Here is a 21,527-nt window from a genome sequence, read left to right as displayed (position 1 = left end):
GGCCCGCTCCCCCACCCGGCCTCCCGACATAGTATTCTATGGGAGGCCGGGTGGGGGAGCGGGCCGGTGCCGCGTCCGCATAGCGGACAAAGATTCTACGGCTTCGGCGGCTCCCAAAGCTCGATCGGATTGCCCTCGGGATCGTGGACGCGCGCGAAGCGGCCGATGGCGGGGTCGTCCCATTCATCCTTCGTGATGATCGCGTCGCCCGCCTCGCGAAACGGTGCCAGCACGGCGTCGAGATCGTCGACGCGCAGGTTGATCATGAACTGGCGGTCGGCGGCGAAATAGTCGGTGTCTGCCTTGAACGGCGAAAAGACCAATGGCCCTGCGGTGACGTTCCAGACCCACTGGTTCGGCGGCACGCTGTCATCGGCGCTGCATCCGCCACCGACGCCCAGCCGTTCGCGATACCAGGCGCCGAGTGCCTCGGGATCGCGCGCCCGGAAAAACAGTCCGCCAATGCCTTTGACATGTCCCATGATGGCCTCCCGTGATGATCGGGCAGCCTAGGCCGTTTGCGTCACTGTTTCCACTCTCCGCTGCCGCGGAATTCTTCACGGATCTGGCCCGACTGGTTGAGCCGCGGGTCGGTGTAGGTCGGTGCGGCGGGCGCCGGGGTCGGGAGCGGCGCGACGGGCACGGCAGGGGCCATGGAGCCCGGCAAGGGCGCCGCGGCACTATCGGGCAGTGTCGCGGCGGGGCCGGTGAGCGCGGGAACCGGGCCGGCGCCGGGCGGCAGGCCCTGGCCTTTCAGGATCGCTAGCTGCTGCGCGAGCGGCAGATAGGGGCCGGGCACGGGTTCGCGGCCCAGATAAGGCGCGCGAAAGGCATCGGGCATCCCCCAGCGACCGCGCCAGCGGTGGAAGATATGCGCGCCGACGATGTTCGTCATCACCAGGCTCTTGCCCCAGCGAGGCCAGATCGCCTGTGTGTGATAATGGGTGGCAAGGCCGACTTTCGGAAAGACATAGCCGCCGAGCGCGGACGAGGCGATCCGGCTTGCGCGGAGCCAGTTCCGCCGTTCGGGTGCGCGTGCCATCGCGCCGTCGCAGCTGAAGGTGAACTGGCAGACGCCGGCGCGCTGCGACCCCTGGAATACGACGCCGCACACAGTGTTCGGAAAGCTCGGGTGGCGGACGCGGTTGATTACCGTCTGCGCGACGCCGCGCATGCCGTCGTCGGTTTCCGACGCGGCTTCGTAATAGATCGCGGCGGTCAGGCAATAATGCGCGCGCTCGCGATCGAGCGCGGTGACGCCGCGAAAGACATAGGGCTTGGCCGGCGGTCCGACGAAGGCCTCGTCGCGAAGGAGGGCGGGATCGGTCGGTGGCAAGGCCGCGGCATCGCTGTAGCCGACACTCGCGGGATCGGGCAGCGTCGGGTCGATTTTTAGCGCCGCTTCATAATCTTCTGCATTCATGACCGCCCAGCGTTCGGGATCATATGTCCGGAAATTCAGCGGCACCGATACGCTATAGGGTCCGAAGACCGCCGGCGCGCGAAGCTGCCCGCTCGACAGCAGGAAGGCGAGGCAGGCCACCGCGACAACCGCGACGATCGCGGCCCAGAAGCTACGCCCCGGCCCTGCCGGTTTTTCCGGCATCGGGTCGCGCCACGTCGAGCGGGCGGTCAGGGACAGTTCGGGTTTCATGCGTACATCGGTTTCCGTCGGCACCCGGCGCGCGATTCGCGCATGGCCGCCCTGTTAGTCTTATACGCTGAAACGCCAACAAAATGTTTCACCCGCGTCAGGGACGTCCGCCGAGCGCGATCACGAACAGGACCAGCGCCGCGGTCGAGGCGAGGGTGCGGACATGGTTCCAGCCCGTCCATTCTTTCCGGTAACGCAGCCAGAGCGCCTCGCCTTCGGCGGTTGCCGGGTCGCTGGCGTCGAGCGCATTGTTGCGCGGTACGTTGAAGATCATCGTGACGACGAACATGCCGATGAAATAGATCGCGCCGCCGGCCAGCGCCGCGCAGGCGCCGGCTTCGTCCCGATGAAGCGCGCCGATCACGGCGAGCGCAAGGCTCGACAGGCTCGATCCGACGAACAGCGGCATGAACAACGAGCGCTGGATCACCCGGTTGATGCTGTTCATCGCCGCCACGCCTGCGGCTGTGTCGAGCCGCGCAAAGGCCGTCATCGCAAAGGCCGAGAAGGTAAAATAGAGTCCGGCAAGCAGCCCGCACGCGACGATCGAGAACCAGAGCAGGGCTGTAACGAGGGTGCCGGCCATATTCGCCTCCTGAAGCTCGCTCCCCGAATAGCCGGTTTTGCGGTTGCGGCGAAGCCGAACATTAGCACTCCGTTGAGGTTGACCGGCTAGGTTCGCGGCATGGCTTCGCCAATGATCCCTTCGTACAGGCGCAGCGCGCGAACCGATTTCCGGATGTGGCTTCTGCTTGTCTTCGGTGTCGCCTTCTTCTGGGCGGGATCGACGATCGACCCCGAAACGAATTGCAGCGAGGACGGCCGCGAATGTGCGCCCTGGCTGGTTCCGCTGGCGCGGGCGCTGGGCGCCGTCGTCGCGCTCGGCGCCGGGCTCAACATGTTCGCGAATCCGAACCGCGGCAGTTTTGTCGACGCCGCGACCGGCGATCTCGTCTGGTGGCAGGGGCGCGTCGGGACGACCGGTGGCGACGCGGGGCGCATCCACCCGTCGCGCATCGGCAGTATCCGGATCGTGCGGCAGGACGAGAGCGACGACGAGGTTCACCTTTATGACCTCGACGGCAACCGGCTGTTCTGGTTCGACGAGAATGTCATTCCCTGGCCCTATGAGCGCTGGGCGGGGAAGCTGGCGGCGGCATGGCCGCATATCGCGGTCGAGGTGCAGGAATAGTTTCGGGGCGCTGCCCGCCCGCATTCCCCCTTGCCGACTCAGCCGCCAAAGCCTATATGCGCCGTACTTCTTGACATGGTTAGCCAGTTGGGACGTCGGGGCCGCGGGCCGCGGCGGCTGTACCCACATGCTTTCCGGTCATCCGGATTGGGAATATAGCTTGGTCGATTTCGACACCCTCAATGCGATCATCGCGCCCGAAGCCGAGGCGATGGGCCTTGCGCTCGTGCGCGTCGCTTTCTTCGGCGGCGACAGCGACCCGACGCTGCAGGTGATGGCCGAACGCCCCGACACGCGCCAGCTGACGATCGACGATTGCGCCGACCTGTCGCGCCGCATCTCGGACCGGCTCGACGCCTTGGAAGAGGCTGGCAAGGACCCGATCGACGTCGCTTACCGGCTCGAGGTGTCGTCGCCCGGCATCGACCGCCCGCTGACGCGCCGCGCCGACTTCGCCGACTGGGCGGGGCATGAGGCGAAGATCGCGCTCAAGGAAAAGCGCGACGGCCGCCAGCGCTTCAACGGCGAGTTGGTCGGCATCGACGGCGACGTCATCACGATTTCGGATAAGGAAGGTGTGGAACACAAGCTGCCGTTCGACGCGATCGACACGGCGAAGCTCGTTCTCACCGACAAATTGATTGCCGCAACCGTCCCGCTCTCGATCGAGGGCGCCGACGAAATGGAAGAAGAAGGACAGGACTGATGGCCACTGCCATTTCCGCCAACAAGGCCGAACTCCTCGCGATCGCCAACAGCGTCGCCAGCGAGAAGATGATCGACAAGGGCATCGTCATCGAGGCGATCGAGGAAGCGATCCAGCGCGCCGCGCGCGCGCGCTACGGCGCCGAGAACGACATTCGCGCAAAGCTCGATCCGCAGACCGGCGACCTCCGCCTGTGGCGCGTCGTCGAGGTCGTCGAGCAGGTCGAGGATTATTTCAAGCAGGTCGACCTCGCTGCCGGCCAGAAGCTCCAGAAGGACGCCAAGATCGGCGACTTCATCGTCGACCCGCTGCCCGCGGTTGACCTCGGCCGCATCGACGCGCAGTCGGCGAAGCAGGTGATCTTCCAGAAGGTGCGCGAAGCCGACCGCGAGCGCCAATATGCGGAATTCAAGGACCGCGCGGGTGAGATCATCACCGGCGTCGTCAAGTCGGTCGAATTCGGCCACATCGTCGTCAACCTCGGCCGTGCCGAGGGCGTCATCCGCCGCGACCAGCAGATCCCGCGCGAACTGATGCGCGTCGGCGACCGCGTCCGCGCGCTGATCCTGTCGGTGCGCAGCGAAACGCGCGGCCCGCAGATTTTCCTCAGCCGCGCGCACCCCGACTTCATGAAGAAGCTGTTCGCGCAGGAGGTGCCCGAAATCTACGACGGCATCATCGAGATCAAGGCCGCCGCGCGCGATCCGGGTTCGCGCGCGAAGATCGGCGTCATCAGCTACGACGGCTCGATCGACCCCGTCGGTGCGTGCGTCGGCATGAAGGGCAGCCGCGTTCAGGCGGTCGTCCAGGAAATGCAGGGCGAAAAGATCGATATCATCCCCTGGTCCGAAGACACGGCAACCTTCGTCGTCAACGCGCTCCAGCCCGCGACGGTGCAGCGCGTCGTCATCGACGAGGATGACAGCCGCATCGAAGTCGTCGTTCCCGACGACCAGCTCAGCCTCGCCATCGGCCGCCGCGGCCAGAATGTCCGTCTCGCCAGCCAGCTCACCGGCAGCCAGATCGACATCATGACCGAGGCCGACGCGAGCGAAAAGCGCCAGCGCGAATTCGTCGAACGCTCGACGATGTTCCAGGAAGAGCTCGACGTCGACGAAACGCTCGCGCAGCTGCTCGTCGCCGAAGGCTTCGGCGAACTCGAAGAAGTCGCTTATGTCGGCATCGACGAACTCGCGAGCATCGAAGGTTTCGACGAAGAGCTGGCGCAGGAACTGCAGAGCCGCGCCGCCGAAGGTCTCGAGCGCCGCGAGGAAGCGTCGCGCGCCGAACGCCGCGAACTCGGTGTCGAGGATGCGCTCGCCGATATCCCGCACCTCACCGAAGCGATGCTCGTCGTGCTCGGCAAGGCCGGGATCAAGACGCTCGACGATCTCGCCGACCTTGCGACCGACGAACTGATCGCGAAGAAGCGGACCGACAATCGTCGTGGTCCGGCGCGCAGCGAGCGTGCCGAGGACAAGGGCGGCGTGCTCGGCGAATATGGCCTGAGCGAAGAGCAGGGTAACGAGATCATCATGGCGGCGCGTGCGCACTGGTTCGACGACGAACCGGCAACCGGGGAGGCCGCCGATGCGGACCCCGCGCAATGATCAGCTGACCGAAACCGACCGCGCAAAGGGGCGCGGCCAGCATGTGCCCGAGCGGCGCTGCGTCGTAACCGGTGAGGTTTCGCCGGCGGAGCAGCTCGTGCGCCTCGCGCTCGGCCCCGACGGCATCATCGCGCCCGACGTCCATGGCAAGGCGCCGGGACGCGGTGCGTGGATCGGCGTCGACCGCGCCACGCTGGAAGCCGCGCAGGCCAAGGGCAAGCTGAAGGGCGGGCTGGCGCGCGCGCTGCAAGACGGCAATTTCACGATCCCCGACGATCTCGGCGCGCGCATCGAGGCGCAGCTTCAGCGCGCGACGCTCGACCGGCTCGGGCTGGAATCGCGGGCGGGCACGTTGCTCAGCGGCAATGAAAAGATCGAAACGGCGGCGCGCAAGGGACAGGTTCGCCTGCTCCTCCATGCCAGCGATGCGGGCGACGATGGCCGCAAGAAGCTGGCGCAGGCGTGGCGTGTCGGCGACGACGCCGAAGGGTCGGGGCGCGAAGGACTGGTCTTGCCGGTGGACCGCGGCACCCTATCTATGGCATTGGGCCGCGAGAATGCGGTGCATCTGGCGATTACGGATGCCCGCGCGGCGGACAGGGTGCTGGCGCATTTGAGCCGCTGGCAGTTTTTCACAGGATGGAGTAGGGACGCGGCCAACCGCGATTCCGATCCGCATGCCCCGCCGCCCGCCGGCGAGGAAAAAACAGGGACGGCGCCAGCCGGCACCGCCGCTTCGGACGCGTTTTGAAGGAATGATGGTTTTCGATGAGTGACGAACAGGACAAGCCGACCCTTACCCGCAAGCCGCTCGGGCTGAAGCGGACGGTCGAGGCCGGACAGGTGCAGCAGCAATTCAGCCACGGGCGCCGGAATACGGTGGTGGTCGAGGTGAAGCGTCGCCGCGTGATCGGCCGTCCGGGCGAAGCCGCGCCGGCACCCGAGGTCGAAGAGGTCGAGGCCGCGCCGGCCCCTGCGCCGGCACCCGCTCCTGCCCCTGCGCCCGCTCCGAAGCCGGCCGCGCCGCGCGCGAGCGAGAATGACAGCCTGATGTCGCGTCAGGAGCGTCAGGCGCAGTTGCTCCGCGAAGCCGAAGAAGCGCGCATGAATGCGCTTGAGGATAATCGTCGCCGTGACGAAGCCGCGCGTGCCCGCGCTGCCGAGGAAGAAAAGGCGCGCGTCGAAGCACGTGTCGAGCAAGCGGCAGCCGCCGCCAAGGCCGCTGAGGAAGCGCCTGCCGCCGCGCCTGCGCCCGCCGCTCCGGCCGCCGAAGTGCCTGCCGCCGACGCGCAAGGCGAAGCGCCTGCCGCTACGCCGCGCCCGGCGACGAGCGCCGCCCCGGCACCGCGCCGCTTCACCCCGGTCGAAGCGCCGAAGCGCCCCGAACCGAAGCGTCCCGAGCCGAAGACGAACCGCGGTACGGACAATCGCCGCCAGTCGGGCAAGCTGACCGTGACGCGCGCGCTCAACGAGGACGAAGGCGCGCGCGCGCGCAGCCTCGCCGCGCTGAAGCGCGCCCGCGAAAAGGAAAAGCGCTCGCACACCAGCTTCTCGGGTCCGCGCGAAAAGCAGGTCCGCGAAGTCGTCGTGCCCGAAAGCATCACGGTGCAGGAACTGGCGAACCGCATGGCCGAAAAGGGCAGCGACCTGGTCAAGGCGCTGTTCAAGATGGGCAGCCCGGTCACGATCAACCAAGTGATCGACCAGGATACCGCCGAGTTGCTCGTCACCGAGTTCGGGCATGAGATCAAGCGCGTCAGCGAAGGCGATGTCGACATCCGCCACGACGAGGACGTCGACGATGCCGCGCACCTCAAGCCGCGCGCGCCGGTCGTCACGATCATGGGCCATGTCGACCACGGCAAGACCAGCCTGCTCGACGCGCTGCGCGGCGCGAATGTGCAGGCGGGCGAAGCCGGCGGCATCACGCAGCATATCGGCGCCTATCAGGTGAAGGCGAAGGACGGCAGCGTCATCACCTTCCTCGATACGCCGGGCCACGAAGCCTTTACCGAAATGCGCCAGCGCGGCGCGAACGTCACCGACATCGTCATCCTCGTGGTGGCGGCCGACGACGGCCTCAAGCCGCAGTCCATCGAGGCGATCAACCATGCGAAGGCGGCCGGCGTGCCGATCATCGTCGCGATCAACAAGGTCGACAAGGACGGTGCCAATCCCCAGCGCGTCCGCGAACGCCTGCTCGAACATGAGCTGGTGGTCGAGGAAATGGGCGGCGACGTGCAGAATGTCGAAGTGTCGGCGCTGAAGAAGACCGGTCTCGACAAATTGCTCGACGCGATTGCGGTGCAGGCCGAGATCATGGAGCTGAAAGCGAACCCCGATCGCGCCGCCGAAGGCACCGTGATCGAGGCGAAGCTCGACAAGGGCCGCGGTCCCGTCGCGACGATCCTCGTCCGCCGCGGCACGCTGAAGGTCGGCGACATCTTCGTTTGCGGCGCCGAAAGCGGCCGTGTCCGCGCGCTCGTCGACGATCATGGTAAGCAGGTGAAGCAGGCGACGCCGTCGATGCCGGTCGAAGTGCTCGGCCTTGGCGGCGTACCGATGGCGGGCGATACGCTGACGGTCGTCGAGAATGAGGCACGTGCCCGCGAGGTCGCCGCCTATCGCCAGGAACAGGCGACCCGCAAGCGCACCGAACAGGCGCCGGTCAGCCTCGAAGGCATGTTCTCGGCGCTCGCCGACAAGGCGAATGTCATCGAATATCCGGTCATCGTCAAAGGCGATGTGCAGGGCAGCGTCGAGGCGATCGTCAATGCGCTGAACAAGCTGTCGACCGACGAGATTCGCGTTCGCGTGCTCCTGTCGGGTGCCGGTGCGATCACCGAAAGCGACGTGACGCGCGCGGCGTCGACCGGCGCGCCGATCATCGGTTTCAACGTCCGTCCGAACGCCAAGGCGCGCGAGATCGCGGCCCGCGAAAAAGTGCGCTTCATGTATTATGACGTGATCTATCACCTGACCGCCGACGTGGCGAAGGAGATGGCGGGCGAACTCGGTCCGGAGCGTATCGAAAATGTCGTCGGCCGCGCCGAGGTCAAGGATGTGTTCCCCGCCGGCAAGCGCGACAAGGCTGCGGGTCTGCTCGTGCTCGAAGGCGTCATTCGCAAGGGGCTCCACGCGCGCCTCACGCGCGACGACGTCATCATCTCGGCAACGACGATCGCGTCGCTGCGCCGCTTCAAGGACGATGTCGCCGAAGTGCGCGCGGGTCTCGAGTGCGGCGTCGTGCTGGCGGATACGAACGACATCAAGGCGGGCGACCACCTCGAAGTCTTCGAAGTCGAACTGCGCGAACGGACGCTGTAAGGCGCGTCGTTCGCGATGTTCGGCACGCCCGTTCCGATCCTGCGCAGCTTCGACGAGAAGCGGACCAAGGATTTCTACCTGGACTTCCTTGGTTTCGCGCTGGAGTTCGAGCATCGGTTCGATGACGGGGCGCCGCTCTATATGGGCGTGCGTTACGGCGACTGCGTGCTGCACCTGTCGGAACATTATGGCGATGCGACCCCCGGCGGGGCGGTGCGCATTCCCGTCGATGATGTGTCGGCCTATATGGCCGGACTGCGCGCGAAGCAGCACGGCAACGCGCGCCCCGGCGAGCCCGAGCTGACGCCATGGGGGTCGTACGAGATCACGATCCAGGACCCTGCGAGCAATCGGCTGACCTTCTTTACGGAGGCACAGGTCGATGGCGGGGTTTAGCGGCGCCTCCTCCGGCGCCCTCGCCAAAATGCGGACCCCCGCTGTCGCGGGAAAAGGATGAACGCCGGCATGGCCCGCTATGTCGCACTGTTCGGTAGTATCAATGTCGGCGGAAACCGTCTGACGATGGTCGACTTGCGTGCAGCGTTCGAGGCCGAGGGGTTCAGCGATGTCGAAACCGTCGTCGCCAGCGGCAACGTCATTTTCTCCCACCCCGCGCGGCCGACGCGCGGGCTCGAGGAGAAATTGACGCTGATGGTCTACGATCGCTTCGACATGACCTCGGCGGCGCTCGTGCGTAGCCGCGACGAACTGGCGGCGGCGATCGCCGACAATCCGTTCGCGGGGACCAACGAGGACCGCATCGTCCACACGATGTTCCTCGACGGGCAGCCGACGCAGGCGCAGTTCGAGGCGCTGGCCGGCGATAAATGGATCCGGCCGAACGAGCGTCTCGCGCTCGGCGATCGCGCGCTCTATATCGACTATGGCGACGCGGCGCCGGACAGCAAATTGACCGCGCGGATGATCGAGCGCCGGCTGGAGCATAAGGGGACGGCGCGCAACATGCGCTCGATCGCCCGGATCGTCGGCAAGCTCGACCAGTTGGAGACTATGAAGGCATGAAGACCGAAAAGGACCGCAGCAAGGACAGTGGCCCGTCGGTCCGCGTGCTGCGCGTCGGCGAGCAGGTGCGCCACCTCCTGTCCGAAATCCTCGCGCGCGGCGACGTCCACGACGACATCCTCGCGACGCATCCCGTCAGCATCACCGAAGTGCGCATGTCGCCCGACCTGCGCCATGCGACGGTGTTCGTGAAATCGCTGCTCGGCAAGGACGAGGAAGCGGTGCTCAAGGCGCTCAGAACCAACACCGCCTATCTCCAAAAGACCGTCGCGTCGAAGGTGCGGATGAAATATGCCGCGAAGCTCAAATTCCTGTCGGACGAAAGCTTTGACGAGGCGAGCCATATCGAAAAATTGCTGCGCGACCCGAAGGTGGCGCGCGATTTGGAAAGCGGCGAGGGCGAGGGCTGAATTCCACCATCGTCACCCCGGACTTGATCCGGGGGCCCACTAACCACCGTTGAGAAGCGAGGTCCCGGATCAAGTCCGGGGTGACGAGGATAGAGAGCTACTTCGCTTTCGGCGTCTTGATCCCCGCCGCCATTTCCAGCTCGACCAGCGCTTCCTCCAGATAGTCGATCATCCGCTGCGCGTGCGGAACGCTGCGGCGGCACGCGGTGATGCCGAAGTCGATATTCTTGAAATTCGACACCTGCGTGATGTTCATCGCCATGCCGTCGACCGGGATGCTCGCGGGGTACATGCCGTCGAGGCGTGCGCCGTTCCAGTACATCTGCTCGCGCGGGCCGGGGACGTTCGAGATCGTTACCGAATAGGCCGGAAATTTGTCGGCGGTACGCGTCAACGCGGTGAGCATCATCGGGAAACTGGTGATCGCGGTATAGAGCTGGATCTGCGCCGCGGTCATCGCGCGCAGCTGCGCCTTCGCCGAATTCATCGATTCCTGGATCATCGCCATGCGCGTCGCCGGATCGTCGACATGCGTCGCGAGGTTCGCGGTCACCGACGCGACCGAATTGCCCGAATCGATATCGTCCTTCGGGCGGATCGACACCGGCGCCATGGCCTTCAGCGGCTTGTCGGGCAACTCGTTCAGCGATTGCAGATATTTGCGCATCGCCCCCGCGCACATGCCGAGGACCGCGTCGTTGATCGTCCCGTCATAGGCCTTGCCCATCGCGCGGACGCGCTCCAGCGACCAGCTTTGCGCGACGAAGCGGCGCGCGCCGGTGATGTTGCGGTTGAAGCTCGTGCGCGGCACGCCGGTGAAGGGGGTGACGAGCCCGTCGCCGCCGATGCCGAACATCGCGGCGAGATACTGGTTCATCGCCTTGGTCACCCCGACGCTGTTGCCCCACTGCTCCTTCAGGAAATCGCCGATCGCCTTGATGTCGGTCAGGCTGGGGCGCGCTGGTTTCTTCGGTGGCGGAAAGAGGCGCTTATAGGCTTCATAGGCCTCGACCGAGAGCGGCGAGGCGGCGCGGCGTTCCTTGGGGTCCGCCGACAGCATCGAATTATAGAAATGAATGCTCGCGGCGCCGTCCATCAACGCGTGATGGACTTTTTTGAAGGTCGCGATCTGGCGGTTCGGCAGGCCCGATATGAGGGTGATTTCCCACAAGGGCCGCGTCCGGTCGAGCAGCCCCGAATGGAGCCGCGAGGCGAGTTCGAACATCTCGCGGTACCGCCCCGGCTTGGGCAGCGCGGCGGCGCGGACATGATAGTGCATGTCGATGTCGCGGTCGGGTTCGAGGCGGATCGGGCCGTACTGGCCAAACGGGGTCAGCTTCAGCACCTCGCTGAACGGCCGGCGCAATCCTTCGGACTGGCGGAGCAGTCCGAGCTGTTCGTCCAGCCATTCGGTTTCGTCGACGCCCTCGGGCAGCGTGTAGAGGTTGATGCCGCCGATGTGCATCGGCATCTCGCGGCTCTCCCCCCACAGGAACATCGCGTCGGTCACCGGCATCAGTCGCATCGGCAGCTCTCCCCACTGATTGTGCTGCGTTTATTGTGCGCAGCATGACAGGGGGTGGCGGCGTGTCAAGCGACAGCGGTCAGGCATTTTCATCTAATAGTTGACATTGGCAACTAATTGGCTCACGAGCATGGCATGACCGAAACCGCCACCCTCGACCCGAATCCCGCGCTCGCTTCCGCCGTGACCGCGCTCCGGCGTTTCAACCGCTTCTACACGCGGCGGATGGGGGCGCTCGATCCGCATTATATGGGCAGCGAATTGTCGCTGGTCGAAGCGCGCATATTCTACGAGATCGCGGTCGGCGAACCCGTCCTGGCCAAGCGGATACAGGAGGAGCTGGGGGTCGATCCGGGCTATCTAAGCCGGATCATCGGCAAGTTCGCGCGGCGAGGATGGATCGAGCGCGGGCGCGGCGCCGACGCGCGCGAGCGGCCGATCGCATTGACGGGCGAAGGCCGGGCCGCCTTCGCGGCGCTCGACGCCCGCACCTTCGACGAAACCGCGAGGCTTCTGGGCGGGCTGTCGGAACAGGATGTCGCAGGGTTGCGCGCCGCGGTCGACTGGATCGCCGACCGGTTGGGAAATGCCGAGGGGCAGGCCTATCATGTCCGGACGTGGACGGTCGGCGACATGGGCATGGTCACCGCGCGGCAAGCGATCCTCTACCAGCAGGTCTATGGCTGGGGGCCGCCGATGGAGGCGCTGATCGGCGAGATCGCCGCCGGCTTCATTCGCAATTTCCAGCCGGGGCGCGAGCAATGCTGGATCGCCGAGCGGGCGGGGCGCATGCTCGGTTCGGTCTTTCTGGTCGCCGAGGACGAGCGGGTCGCGCGGCTGCGGCTACTCTATGTCGAACCCGAGGCGCGCGGGCTCGGGATCGGCGGCGACCTCGTCGCGCGCTGCGTCGAATTCGCCCGCGCTGCGGGGTATCGCGAGATCGTGCTGTGGACGCACGCCGTCCTGACCAGCGCGCGCAAAATCTATGCGGCACAGGGATTCGTGGTCGAGTCGGTCGAGACGCACGACGATTTCGGCAAACCCGAAGTGAGCGAGAGCTGGCGGCTGCTGCTTCCCGATTGAACGGGGTGGAACCGCGCCCGGATTGATCCTAAGCATCGGCGCATGGCCAAGCTCTACTTCTATTATGCCAGCATGAATGCCGGCAAATCGACGACGCTGCTGCAGGCGGATTTCAACTATCGCGAGCGCGGCATGGAAACGATGCTGTGGACCGCGGCGCTCGACGATCGTTATGGCGTCGGGCAGGTGACGAGCCGCATCGGGCTGATGGCCGACGCGCACAAGTTCGATCCCGACAGCAACCTTTGGGCGGCGGTGGGCGCCGAACATGCCGAACGCCCGCTCGCCTGCGTGCTCGTCGACGAGGCGCAGTTCCTGTCGCGCGCGCAGGTGCTCGACCTCGCGCGGCTGGCCGACGAGGCCGATATTCCAGTGCTCTGCTATGGCCTGCGCACCGACTTTTCGGCCGAGCTTTTTCCGGGATCGGCGGCGTTGCTCGGTATCGCCGACGCGCTCGTCGAACTCAAAGCCGTGTGCGAATGCGGGCGCAAGGCGACGATGAACCTGCGCGTCGATGAAAATGGCCGCGCGGTGGTCGAGGGCGCGCAGACCGAGATCGGCGGCAATGATCGCTATGTCGCGATGTGCCGGCGCCATTTCATGGCGAAACGGCGCGAAGCCGCGGCGTCGCTGATTCCGGCCTGATCGGCAGACCCGGCAAGGGGCGGAATCGCCCCGGACAGTTTTCGCGAAAGGAATATCATGCGTAATATCGTGTCGTTGAGTCTAGCCGCCGCCCTTCTGGCTGTGGTTCCCGCGCAGGCGGCGCCGGCATCGAAGCCCGAAGCCGTGCTCAAGACCAAGGGCTATCGGGCCGCGGTGAAAATCCTCGATCGCGATCACGACCGGATGGTCGGGGAAATCGTCAAGCTCACCGAAATCCCCGCGCCGCCGTTCAAGGAAGCCGCACGCGCCGCCGCCTATCGCGACATGTTGAAGGATGCGGGACTCGCCGATGTCGAAATCGACGAAGAAGGCAATGCGATGGGCGTCTATCGCGGCACCGGCCCCGCTGGCGGCCCCGCGGTGATGATCGCCGCGCATCTCGACACCGTCTTTCCCGAAGGCACGCCGGTCAAGGTCCGCCGCGAAGGCACGCGCCTCCACGCCCCCGGCATCGGCGACGATACGCGCAGCCTTGCGGTGCTGCTCGCCTATGCCCGCGCGATGAAGGAGAGCGGCATCAAGGTGAAGCAGGACATCATCTTCGTCGGCAATGTCGGCGAGGAAGGTCCCGGCGACCTGCGCGGTGTTCGCTACCTCCTGACCAAGGGCAAATATAAGGACCGGGTGAAGGCCTTTTTCTCGATGGATGGGCTCGATCCGTCGCGGATCGTCACCGGCGGCGTCGGGTCGAAGCGCTATCGCATCACGTACAAGGGACCCGGCGGCCACAGCTTTGGCGCGTTCGGGCTCGTCAACCCCATGGCTGCGATGAGCCAGACGGTCGTCGATTTCTACAAGATCCCGGTCCCTGCGACCCCCAAGACCACCTATTCCGCCAGCGTCGTGGGCGGCGGCACCTCGGTCAATTCGATCCCGAACGAGGTGTTTATGGAATTCGACATGCGGTCGGAAAATCCAGCCGAACTCGCCAAGCTCGAACAAGCGTTCCTCGCGATCGTGAAGAAGAGCGTCGAGGGCGAGAATGCCGCGCGGTCGGTGAAGGAAGGGCCGATCGCCGCCGATATCAAGATGATCGGTGACCGCCCCGCGGGCGAGACCGCCGCGACGCAGCCGATTGTGCAGAGCGCCAATGCGATCATCCGCGCCAACGGGTTCGATCCGAAAGCCTCCTTCTCGTCGACCGACTCGAACCTGCCGATGAGCCTCGGCATTCCGGCGGTCACGATCGGATCGGGCGGCGAGGGCGGCCGCGCGCACGCGCTCGACGAGTGGATCGACGTCGAAAAGAGCAAGAGTCTGAGCGGCGCCATCGTCGGGCTCGGCATCCTGCTCGCAACCGCCGGCGTCCAGTGATGCGCAGCGATCTCTATGTCGAACTGGCCGACGATGATTTGCGCCTCGTCAAGCTGGAGGAAGCGCACCGTGAGGCGCTTCGCGCCGCCTGCGCCGCCGACGCCGATATCTGGCCGGTCTATTCGTCGAGTTTCGATCCCGATCATTTCGACGCCAGCTTCACGTCGCTGATCGGCCATGAAAGCCGGATGCCCTATGCCATTTTCGGCGGCGACACGCTCGTCGGGATGACGGCATGGCTGCGGCCCGACTGGACGGCGCAGACGATCGAGATCGGCAACAGCTTCATCCATCCCGCCGCGCGCGGCACCGGCTTCAACGGGCGGCTGAAAAAGCTGATGATCGACCATGCCTTCGCTGTCGGGATCCGGCGCATCGAATTTCGCATCGACGAACGCAACAAGCGCAGCCAGGCGGCGGTGGCAAAGCTCGGCTGTGCCAAGGAAGGCGTGCTGCGGTCCGAACGCATCACTTGGACGGGCCATGTCCGCGACACCGGCCTCTGGTCGCTGCTCGCCGATGAATGGCGGCGATGAACGCCATATGACGCGGGGGTCAGCACGGGTTCAGGCTCGATCTGCTAATCGCGCCGCCATCATGAAACAGAAACTTGCCCTTTCCTTCGCCGCCTTGCTGTTCCCGCTTTCGGTATCGGCGACCGCCGAGCCGGCCCCGGCGCCCGCAAAGGAATCGCGCGCGCTTGGCGTCGAGGCGAGCATCGTCTTCCCCAGCGACAGCACGATCCGCAACTGGCGGGCCGATCGCGACCGCGGCATCTGGATCCAGGACAGCCGCCGCAACTGGTATTACGGCGCCTTCGCCGGGATCTGCCGCGATATCGATTTTGCGCAGGCGATCGGTGTCGAAACGCGCGGGGCCGGCCGGCTCGACCGCTTCGCGTCGATCGTCGTGCGCGGCGAGAGCTGCCCGCTGACCTCGTTCGTGACCTCGGCACCGCCGCCGTCGAAAGCGGAACGGAAAGCAGCGCGTGAAGCCGAAAAAGCCGCGCAAAATTGACAGGCTTCGACCTGCGGGTTTTGGTCTGCCGCATTTTGCGAACCACCAGGTTCCACCTGGCTTGAAAATGCTTTAGCGGCGCGGGATGAACGGCTGGATCATCTTGGACAAACCCGTCGGGCTCGGCTCGACGCAGGCGGTGGGCGCAGTCAAGCGCGTGTGCCGCGAGGCGGGCCTCGGCAAGGTCAAGGTCGGCCATGGCGGCACGCTCGACCCGCTGGCATCGGGCGTATTGCCGATCGCGCTGGGCGAGGCGACCAAGCTCTGCGGCCGGATGCTCGACGCGAGCAAGGTCTACGACTTCACCGTGCGGTTCGGAACCGAGACGGCCGGGCTCGATGCGGAGGGCGAAGTGGTCGCGACGAGCGACGTGCGTCCGACGCTGGCTGAGATCGAAGCGGTGCTGCCGCGCTTCACCGGTCCGATCGAACAGGTGCCGCCGGCATTCAGTGCGATCAAGATCGACGGCGAACGCGCCTATGACCGCGCCCGCAAGGGGGAGGCGGTCGAGATGAAGGCGCGCAGCGTCACAATCCATTCTCTTCGTCATGGTCGAACGAATCGCGTGCCTCGTTCGACACTTGATCTGGCATCCATCGCCGCGCCGGAAGAATGGACCCCGGATCAAGTCCGGGGTGACGAGGGAGGGGAGGGGCTCCAAGAAATCACCCTCACCGCCCATGTCTCGAAGGGCACCTATATCCGCAGCCTCGCTCGCGACATTGCGCATGCCGTCGGCACAGTCGGTCACGTCACGATGCTTCGCCGCACCAAGGCGGGCCCGTTCGCGCTCGAACAGGCGATTTCGCTGGACAAATTGAACGCATTCGGCCAAGGGGCCGCGCAATCAGAAATATTTCTGTCGCTCGAGGCAGGGCTGGTCGACATCCCGGCTCTGAACCTTTCCCCGGAAGCGGCAGGGGCGATCCGTCAGGGTCGCGTCTGGACCGGGGGTAGCACGGAAGACGGGCTCTATTGGGGAAGGGACAGCGACATGCGTCCCGTTGCCCTGATCGAGGCTTTGGCGGGAACGCTGAAAGTCGTCCGGGGCTTCAATTTGTAAGCAAGGATGTTCGAAGGAAGTTTGAATATGTCGATTACCGCCGAACGCAAAGCCGAAGTCATCAAGGACAATGCCCGCGAAAAGGGCGACACCGGTTCGCCGGAAGTCCAGGTCGCGATCCTGACCGACCGCATCAACACGCTGACCGATCACTTCAAGGCGCACCACAAGGACAACCACAGCCGCCGCGGCCTTCTGATGATGGTCAACAAGCGTCGCAGCCTCCTCGACTATCTTCGCAAGAAGGACGAGGGTCGCTATCAGGCGCTGATCGCGAAGCTGGGTCTTCGTAAATAAGAATTTCTGGCGGCCCCGGACTTCCGGGGCCGCTGTCATATTGGCTCCGCGCAACGTGCCGGACCACAGGGCCGCTCCCGCATCCGGCGGGACCGCCATAGGGCAGACAGACGCCCTACACCGCCCCGGGCCGGATTGCCCGGAATCAGAGGCCCCGCCCGGCATAGGGCCCGGCGGGCGAAGGAAACCACATGTTTGACGTGAAAAAAGTATCGATCGAGTGGGGCGGTGAAACGCTGACGCTCGAAACGGGCAAGGTTGCCCGCCAAGCCGACGGCGCCGTGATGGCGACGCTGGGCGAAACGGTCGTCCTGTGCGCCGTGACCGCCGCGAAGTCGGTGAAGGACGGGCAGGACTTCTTCCCGCTCACCGTCCACTATCAGGAAAAATATTCGGCCGCCGGCCGCATCCCGGGCGGCTTCTTCAAGCGCGAGCGCGGTGCGACCGAAAAGGAAACTTTGGTCAGCCGCCTGATCGACCGTCCGATCCGCCCGCTGTTCCCCGAAGGTTTCTACAACGAAATCAACGCCATTGCCCAGGTCCTGAGCTATGACGGCCACAATGAGCCCGACATCCTCGCGATGGTCGCCGCCTCGGCCGCGCTCACCATCTCGGGCGTGCCCTTCATGGGCCCGATCGGCGCCGCGCGCGTCGGCTATGTCGACGGCGAATATATCCTGAACCCGACCGATGCGCAGGTTGCCGAAGGCGACCTCGACCTCGTCGTCGCCGCCACCTACGACGCGGTGATGATGGTCGAATCCGAAGCCAACGAGCTGTCGGAAGAGATCATGCTCGGCGCCGTCCTGTTCGCGCACGATGCGTGCAAGGAGGTCGTCAAGGCGATCGTCAAGCTCGCCGAACAGGCCGCCAAGGACCCGTGGGAAGTCGCCGCCGGCGACGACAATGCCGCGATCAAGGACAAGCTCAAGAAGCTGATCGGCAAGGACATCGCCGCTGCCTACAAGCTGACCGACAAGTCGGCGCGCTCGAACGCGCTCAACGAAGCGCGCGCGAAGGCGAAGGAAAGCTTCGCTGCCGACGGCCTGTCCCCTCAGGAAGTCATGGCCGGCATCAAGCTGACCAAGAAGCTCGAAGCCGAAATCGTCCGCGGCGCCATCCTCAAGGACGGCAAGCGCATCGACGGCCGCACGACGACGCAGATTCGTCCGATCGTCGCCGAAACGCACTTCCTGCCGCGCGCGCATGGTTCGGCGCTGTTCACCCGCGGCGAAACCCAGACGATTGCTACGGCCACTCTGGGCACCAAGGATGCGGAGCAGATGATCGACGGCCTCAATGGCCTGTCGTACCAGAACTTCATGCTGCACTATAACTTCCCGCCCTATTCGGTCGGTGAAGTCGGCCGCTTCGGCGCGCCGGGCCGCCGCGAAGTCGGTCACGGCAAGCTGGCATGGCGTGCGCTGCACCCCGTGCTGCCGACGAAGGACGAGTTCCCCTACACGATCCGCCTCACCAGCGACATCACCGAGTCGAACGGCTCGTCGTCGATGGCGTCGGTCTGCGGCGGTTCGCTCGCGATGATGGACGCCGGCGTGCCGATCAAGCGCCCCGTCTCGGGCATCGCGATGGGCCTGATCCTCGAAGGCAAGGATTACGCGATCCTCAGCGACATCCTCGGCGATGAGGATCACCTCGGCGACATGGACTTCAAGGTTGCGGGTACGGCCGAAGGCATCACCACGATGCAGATGGACATCAAGATCGCGGGCATCACGCGCGAGATCTTCGAAGCCGCGCTGAACCAGGCCAAGGAAGGCCGCGCGCACATCCTTGGCGAGATGAACAAGGCGCTCGGCGAAACCCGCAGCGAATTGTCGGCGCACGCGCCGCGCATCGAAACGATGCAGATCGACAAGTCGAAGATCCGCGACGTCATCGGTACCGGCGGCAAGGTGATCCGCGAGATCGTCGCGACCACCGGCGCCAAGGTCGACATCGACGACGAAGGCCTGATCAAGATTTCGTCGAGCGACCTCGACCAGATCGAAGCCGCGCGCAAGTGGATCGCCGGCATCGTCGAGGAAGCCGAAGTCGGCAAGATCTATGACGGCAAGGTCGTCAATCTCGTCGATTTCGGTGCGTTCGTGAACTTCATGGGCGGCAAGGACGGCCTCGTCCACGTCAGCGAAATCGCGAACGAGCGCGTCGAGAAGGTCTCGGACGTCCTCGCCGAAGGTCAGGAAGTCAAGGTCAAGGTTCTCGAGATCGACCAGCGCGGCAAGGTTCGCCTGTCGATGCGCGTCGTGAACCAGGAAACCGGCGAAGAGCTCGAAGACACCCGCCCGCCGCGCGAACCGCGCGGTGATCGCGGTCCGCGCCGTGACGGCGAAGGCCGTGGCGACCGTGGACGCGGCGGCCGCGACCGTGATCGCGGCCCGCGCCGTGACGGCGGCGACCGTGGCGACCGCGGCCCGCGCCGCGAACGCAGCGAAGGTCCGGAAGACCAGGGCCATGTGCCCGATTTCCTGAAAGACTGAGCTTTCCGCTAAGGAACAACAGAAGGGGCTGCCGAAAGGCGGCCCCTTTTTTTGCTTGCCTTGGGGTGGGAAGCTGCCCCCGCCTCTATCGGCCGAAACCGGTCGCTAACGGTCGCTGTCCGGTGCGAGTTCGGCCTTCAGAAACGCCACGATCTTCGGCCAGCTGTCGATACGCGCGGCGCTGTTTCCTTCCGCCGTCCCGCCCAGCTTGCTCCATTTCTTCGCGGCGGCCGCATCGGCGAACGGCGCCCCCATCGCCGCATGGCCGGCGTCCTTGTAGCGGAACACGACCGGTTCCGCCGCGCCTTTGGCTTTCGCGCGCCGGACGATCTGGTCGGTCATCGGGCAGCTCGGCCACAGTTTCTCGGCCTCGCCGCAGACGAGCAGCAGCTTGCCCTTATATTTCTCGACCGGGATGATCGCGGGGGGTTTTTGTCGAGCGCTTTCAGTCCGCCCTCGAACACCGCCATCAGCCCGCGTTCGTCGGGCCGTCCCTTGTAGGCGAGGTGGGGCACCGGCTCGCCTTCCTCGCTCCACGACGAACTGAACGATCCGAGCATGTAATTCTCGCCGCTCATCCCGTCCCATACGACGCTGGAAGGCATGCCGAGCGCGACTGCGCGGATGCCGGGATAGCGCGTCGCGACGAGCAACCCCGCCTCGGCGCCCTTCGAATAGCCGACGATGCCGATCCGCGCCGGATCGATCCCCGGCTGCTTCTTCAGCCAGTCGAGGCCCCGGTAAAAATCTTCGAGCGGGACATTTTTGAGCTTCGCCGGCTTTCCCGGCGCATTGTGATAGGCAAGCTGGAGGACGCTGAAGCCTTCGGCCTTCAACAGCAGCGCCTGGGACCGGACTTCCTTGGCGAGGCCGCCCTCCGAGCCGCCGAGCAGGAGGATGGCCGGATGCGGGCCGGCGCCGCTCGCGGGGTAATAGTTGGCGAGGACGCCCGCGCCCGCAATGCGCCGCCCTTCGGCTCCGGGCTCGACGATTCTGGCCGGGGGCGGCGGCTGAACCAGCATATAGGCGAAGCCGCCGGCGCCCGCGAGGACCAGCGCGCCGACGGCGCCCAGCACGATCTTCCACCTGCGTTTCATGGCCGCCCCTTCCGCTGCCAAACTGTATTATTAATATATAACAGTTGGTGCCTGCGCAAGGGGCGCGAACGAAGGGGCGCGGGAACGAATCCCGCGCCCCTTCGGCCGTTTCCTCGTCGATCAGCCGAACAGCCGCTCGGCATAGTCGCCGCGCAGCCGGGTCCAATTGTCCCAGTGCGGCGCCGCCTCGATCCCGCGCGTCCGCGCTTCGAGCACGTCGAGATGCGCGTGCCAGCCGGCGCTGATGCTCAGGCGCACTTCGGGGTCCTCGATCCGCTTATGGACGATCGTCAGCAGCACTTCGTCGCCCTTCTCCTCGAGCGTGAAGGTCACGCCGCCGGTGCTGCCCCAGCTGATCGACAGCAGGCGCGGCGCGTCGACCGCGACGACCTCGCACGTCATCCGGTGCTCGTCGCCGAAGCCATCGGGGCGCGTGCCCGGCGGGTCGGTCAGCTCGTCGTTGCGCCAGACGAGTTCGACCGGCGCGCCGACCTTTGCCTCCATCGCGCCCGCTGCGAGCCACTGGCGGCGCAGGTCGCTGTCGGTGAGATAGGCCCAGATCCGGTCGACGGGACCGGGAAGCAGGCGGGTGATCGTCAGCGTCGCGGGCTCGGTAAGCAAGCCGTAGCGGTCCTCGTCATGCATCGTCGTCATCGTCATTCTCCTTCTTTCCCGGGGAGGGTTTCTTGGGGGGAGGGGGCGGCGCGGCATCTTGCGCGCGCAGGATTTTCTCGAGCGTATCGAGGCGTCCCGTCCAGAAGCGGCGATAGATGCCGATCCACTGGTCGGCGCGCATCAGCGGGACGGGGTCGAGGCTGCAGACATGTGTGCGCCCGCGAATGTCGCGGCGTACCAGCCCCGCGGTTTCGAGCACCTTGATATGTTTCGACGCCGCAGCGAGCGACATGGCGAAGGGTTCGGCGAGCTCGCCGACCGTGCGTTCGCCGTCGGCGAGTTCGCCGAGCATGGCGCGGCGCGTCGCATCGCCAAGCGCGTGGAAGATTGTGTCGAGGGTGTGCGAATCATGTTCAACCATGTGGTT

At 65.6% G+C, this 21,527-nt stretch carries 24 protein-coding genes; 16 read left to right on the top strand and 8 right to left on the bottom strand.

Going from position 1 to position 21,527, the window contains the following annotated elements:
• Positions 1–95 precede the first annotated feature (95 nt).
• The 3 genes from VGU00_RS08770 to VGU00_RS08760 form a co-directional block, all read right to left on the bottom strand.
• Positions 96–482, bottom strand: coding sequence for a VOC family protein (locus tag VGU00_RS08770; RefSeq protein WP_327467572.1), 387 nt, complete (start codon positions 480–482; stop codon positions 96–98).
• A 41-nt stretch (positions 483–523) separates the two neighbouring features.
• On the bottom strand, positions 524–1,654 hold the full coding sequence (locus tag VGU00_RS08765) for a cell wall hydrolase (RefSeq protein ID WP_327467570.1): 1,131 nt from the start codon (positions 1,652–1,654) through the stop codon (positions 524–526).
• Between the two features lie 97 nt (positions 1,655–1,751).
• Positions 1,752–2,240, bottom strand: a complete 489-nt coding sequence (locus tag VGU00_RS08760) for a DUF1772 domain-containing protein (protein WP_327467568.1) — start codon at positions 2,238–2,240, stop codon at positions 1,752–1,754.
• 153 nt (positions 2,241–2,393) lie between these two features.
• On the opposite strand from VGU00_RS08760, the gene VGU00_RS08755 reads away from it, so the two are divergent.
• From VGU00_RS08755 to rbfA, 8 genes are all read left to right on the top strand, one after another.
• A complete protein-coding gene (locus VGU00_RS08755; protein ID WP_327467566.1) occupies positions 2,394–2,846 on the top strand; it encodes a hypothetical protein in 453 nt (150 codons plus the stop codon).
• A 160-nt stretch (positions 2,847–3,006) separates the two neighbouring features.
• A complete protein-coding gene (rimP, locus tag VGU00_RS08750; RefSeq protein WP_327467564.1) occupies positions 3,007–3,552 on the top strand; it encodes a ribosome maturation protein RimP in 546 nt (181 codons plus the stop codon).
• A complete protein-coding gene (gene nusA / locus VGU00_RS08745) occupies positions 3,552–5,162 on the top strand; it encodes a transcription termination factor NusA (protein ID WP_327467562.1) in 1,611 nt (536 codons plus the stop codon). The genes rimP and nusA overlap by 1 nt, the downstream gene beginning before the upstream one ends.
• Positions 5,143–5,913 carry a DUF448 domain-containing protein gene (locus VGU00_RS08740; protein ID WP_327467560.1) on the top strand — a complete coding sequence of 257 codons (771 nt, stop codon included), beginning with the start codon at positions 5,143–5,145 and terminating at the stop codon, positions 5,911–5,913. The genes nusA and VGU00_RS08740 overlap by 20 nt, the downstream gene beginning before the upstream one ends.
• Positions 5,914–5,930: 17 nt before the next feature.
• Positions 5,931–8,489, top strand: a complete 2,559-nt coding sequence (infB, locus tag VGU00_RS08735) for a translation initiation factor IF-2 (RefSeq protein ID WP_327467558.1) — start codon at positions 5,931–5,933, stop codon at positions 8,487–8,489.
• A gap of 15 nt (positions 8,490–8,504) precedes the next feature.
• On the top strand, positions 8,505–8,885 hold the full coding sequence (locus VGU00_RS08730; protein ID WP_327467557.1) for a glyoxalase superfamily protein: 381 nt from the start codon (positions 8,505–8,507) through the stop codon (positions 8,883–8,885).
• Between the two features lie 57 nt (positions 8,886–8,942).
• Positions 8,943–9,512: a DUF1697 domain-containing protein gene (locus VGU00_RS08725; RefSeq protein WP_327467555.1), complete on the top strand. Its 570-nt coding sequence runs from the start codon at positions 8,943–8,945 to the stop codon at positions 9,510–9,512.
• The gene (gene rbfA, locus VGU00_RS08720) at positions 9,509–9,922 is read left to right on the top strand and encodes a 30S ribosome-binding factor RbfA (RefSeq protein WP_327467553.1); all 414 of its coding nucleotides are present in this window, start codon (positions 9,509–9,511) and stop codon (positions 9,920–9,922) included. The genes VGU00_RS08725 and rbfA overlap by 4 nt, the downstream gene beginning before the upstream one ends.
• A gap of 97 nt (positions 9,923–10,019) precedes the next feature.
• Here rbfA and VGU00_RS08715 read toward each other — a convergent pair whose 3' ends face one another.
• Positions 10,020–11,447 carry a wax ester/triacylglycerol synthase family O-acyltransferase gene (locus VGU00_RS08715; protein WP_327467551.1) on the bottom strand — a complete coding sequence of 476 codons (1,428 nt, stop codon included), beginning with the start codon at positions 11,445–11,447 and terminating at the stop codon, positions 10,020–10,022.
• Positions 11,448–11,582: 135 nt separating this feature from the next.
• On the opposite strand from VGU00_RS08715, the gene VGU00_RS08710 reads away from it, so the two are divergent.
• From VGU00_RS08710 to pnp, 8 genes are all read left to right on the top strand, one after another.
• On the top strand, positions 11,583–12,530 hold the full coding sequence (locus tag VGU00_RS08710; RefSeq protein ID WP_327467549.1) for a bifunctional helix-turn-helix transcriptional regulator/GNAT family N-acetyltransferase: 948 nt from the start codon (positions 11,583–11,585) through the stop codon (positions 12,528–12,530).
• Between the two features lie 42 nt (positions 12,531–12,572).
• Positions 12,573–13,175: a thymidine kinase gene (locus VGU00_RS08705; RefSeq protein ID WP_327467547.1), complete on the top strand. Its 603-nt coding sequence runs from the start codon at positions 12,573–12,575 to the stop codon at positions 13,173–13,175.
• Between the two features lie 57 nt (positions 13,176–13,232).
• The gene (locus VGU00_RS08700; RefSeq protein WP_327467545.1) at positions 13,233–14,510 is read left to right on the top strand and encodes a M20/M25/M40 family metallo-hydrolase; all 1,278 of its coding nucleotides are present in this window, start codon (positions 13,233–13,235) and stop codon (positions 14,508–14,510) included.
• Positions 14,510–15,046, top strand: coding sequence for a GNAT family protein (locus VGU00_RS08695; RefSeq protein WP_327467543.1), 537 nt, complete (start codon positions 14,510–14,512; stop codon positions 15,044–15,046). The genes VGU00_RS08700 and VGU00_RS08695 overlap by 1 nt, the downstream gene beginning before the upstream one ends.
• Before the next feature lie 61 nt (positions 15,047–15,107).
• A complete protein-coding gene (locus tag VGU00_RS08690) occupies positions 15,108–15,527 on the top strand; it encodes a DUF6491 family protein (RefSeq protein WP_327467541.1) in 420 nt (139 codons plus the stop codon).
• Between the two features lie 85 nt (positions 15,528–15,612).
• Positions 15,613–16,590, top strand: coding sequence for a tRNA pseudouridine(55) synthase TruB (gene truB / locus VGU00_RS08685; protein WP_327467539.1), 978 nt, complete (start codon positions 15,613–15,615; stop codon positions 16,588–16,590).
• Between the two features lie 27 nt (positions 16,591–16,617).
• On the top strand, positions 16,618–16,887 hold the full coding sequence (gene rpsO, locus VGU00_RS08680) for a 30S ribosomal protein S15 (protein WP_327467537.1): 270 nt from the start codon (positions 16,618–16,620) through the stop codon (positions 16,885–16,887).
• 191 nt (positions 16,888–17,078) lie between these two features.
• Positions 17,079–19,388, top strand: coding sequence for a polyribonucleotide nucleotidyltransferase (pnp, locus tag VGU00_RS08675; protein WP_327467535.1), 2,310 nt, complete (start codon positions 17,079–17,081; stop codon positions 19,386–19,388).
• Positions 19,389–19,493: 105 nt separating this feature from the next.
• Here pnp and VGU00_RS08670 read toward each other — a convergent pair whose 3' ends face one another.
• The 4 genes from VGU00_RS08670 to VGU00_RS08655 form a co-directional block, all read right to left on the bottom strand.
• Entirely contained in the window at positions 19,494–19,775 is a 282-nt protein-coding gene (locus VGU00_RS08670; RefSeq protein WP_327467604.1) for an acyl-CoA thioester hydrolase/BAAT C-terminal domain-containing protein, read from the bottom strand.
• Complete coding sequence (locus VGU00_RS08665; RefSeq protein WP_327467534.1) at positions 19,727–20,485, bottom strand: alpha/beta hydrolase family protein; 759 nt, start codon at positions 20,483–20,485, stop codon at positions 19,727–19,729. Before VGU00_RS08665 ends, VGU00_RS08670 begins: the two co-directional genes overlap by 49 nt.
• A gap of 120 nt (positions 20,486–20,605) precedes the next feature.
• A complete protein-coding gene (locus VGU00_RS08660) occupies positions 20,606–21,139 on the bottom strand; it encodes an SRPBCC family protein (RefSeq protein WP_327467533.1) in 534 nt (177 codons plus the stop codon).
• On the bottom strand, positions 21,123–21,521 hold the full coding sequence (locus VGU00_RS08655) for a metalloregulator ArsR/SmtB family transcription factor (protein WP_327467531.1): 399 nt from the start codon (positions 21,519–21,521) through the stop codon (positions 21,123–21,125). Before VGU00_RS08655 ends, VGU00_RS08660 begins: the two co-directional genes overlap by 17 nt.
• Between the last annotated feature and the right edge of the window lie 6 nt (positions 21,522–21,527).

It is taken from the genome of Sphingopyxis sp. (genome assembly GCF_035944815.1).
Classification (GTDB): domain Bacteria; phylum Pseudomonadota; class Alphaproteobacteria; order Sphingomonadales; family Sphingomonadaceae; genus Sphingopyxis.
The sequence above is the reverse complement of the archived record's forward strand: the minus strand, read 5'-3'. Positions and strand labels throughout refer to the sequence as shown.

Coding starts and splice junctions, on each gene's coding strand:
- VGU00_RS08655 (WP_327467531.1), bottom strand. CDS start 21,521: ATGGTTGAACATGATTCGCACACCCTCGACACAATCTTCCACGCGCTT.
- VGU00_RS08700 (WP_327467545.1), top strand. CDS start 13,233: ATGCGTAATATCGTGTCGTTGAGTCTAGCCGCCGCCCTTCTGGCTGTG.
- rpsO (WP_327467537.1), top strand. CDS start 16,618: ATGTCGATTACCGCCGAACGCAAAGCCGAAGTCATCAAGGACAATGCC.
- nusA (WP_327467562.1), top strand. CDS start 3,552: ATGGCCACTGCCATTTCCGCCAACAAGGCCGAACTCCTCGCGATCGCC.
- VGU00_RS08730 (WP_327467557.1), top strand. CDS start 8,505: ATGTTCGGCACGCCCGTTCCGATCCTGCGCAGCTTCGACGAGAAGCGG.
- pnp (WP_327467535.1), top strand. CDS start 17,079: ATGTTTGACGTGAAAAAAGTATCGATCGAGTGGGGCGGTGAAACGCTG.
- VGU00_RS08695 (WP_327467543.1), top strand. CDS start 14,510: ATGCGCAGCGATCTCTATGTCGAACTGGCCGACGATGATTTGCGCCTC.
- VGU00_RS08660 (WP_327467533.1), bottom strand. CDS start 21,139: ATGACGACGATGCATGACGAGGACCGCTACGGCTTGCTTACCGAGCCC.
- VGU00_RS08725 (WP_327467555.1), top strand. CDS start 8,943: ATGAACGCCGGCATGGCCCGCTATGTCGCACTGTTCGGTAGTATCAAT.
- truB (WP_327467539.1), top strand. CDS start 15,613: ATGAACGGCTGGATCATCTTGGACAAACCCGTCGGGCTCGGCTCGACG.
- VGU00_RS08715 (WP_327467551.1), bottom strand. CDS start 11,447: ATGCGACTGATGCCGGTGACCGACGCGATGTTCCTGTGGGGGGAGAGC.
- infB (WP_327467558.1), top strand. CDS start 5,931: ATGAGTGACGAACAGGACAAGCCGACCCTTACCCGCAAGCCGCTCGGG.
- VGU00_RS08665 (WP_327467534.1), bottom strand. CDS start 20,485: ATGAAACGCAGGTGGAAGATCGTGCTGGGCGCCGTCGGCGCGCTGGTC.
- VGU00_RS08770 (WP_327467572.1), bottom strand. CDS start 482: ATGGGACATGTCAAAGGCATTGGCGGACTGTTTTTCCGGGCGCGCGAT.
- VGU00_RS08755 (WP_327467566.1), top strand. CDS start 2,394: ATGTGGCTTCTGCTTGTCTTCGGTGTCGCCTTCTTCTGGGCGGGATCG.
- rbfA (WP_327467553.1), top strand. CDS start 9,509: ATGAAGACCGAAAAGGACCGCAGCAAGGACAGTGGCCCGTCGGTCCGC.
- VGU00_RS08705 (WP_327467547.1), top strand. CDS start 12,573: ATGGCCAAGCTCTACTTCTATTATGCCAGCATGAATGCCGGCAAATCG.
- VGU00_RS08760 (WP_327467568.1), bottom strand. CDS start 2,240: ATGGCCGGCACCCTCGTTACAGCCCTGCTCTGGTTCTCGATCGTCGCG.
- VGU00_RS08765 (WP_327467570.1), bottom strand. CDS start 1,654: ATGAAACCCGAACTGTCCCTGACCGCCCGCTCGACGTGGCGCGACCCG.
- VGU00_RS08690 (WP_327467541.1), top strand. CDS start 15,108: ATGAAACAGAAACTTGCCCTTTCCTTCGCCGCCTTGCTGTTCCCGCTT.
- VGU00_RS08710 (WP_327467549.1), top strand. CDS start 11,583: ATGACCGAAACCGCCACCCTCGACCCGAATCCCGCGCTCGCTTCCGCC.
- VGU00_RS08740 (WP_327467560.1), top strand. CDS start 5,143: ATGCGGACCCCGCGCAATGATCAGCTGACCGAAACCGACCGCGCAAAG.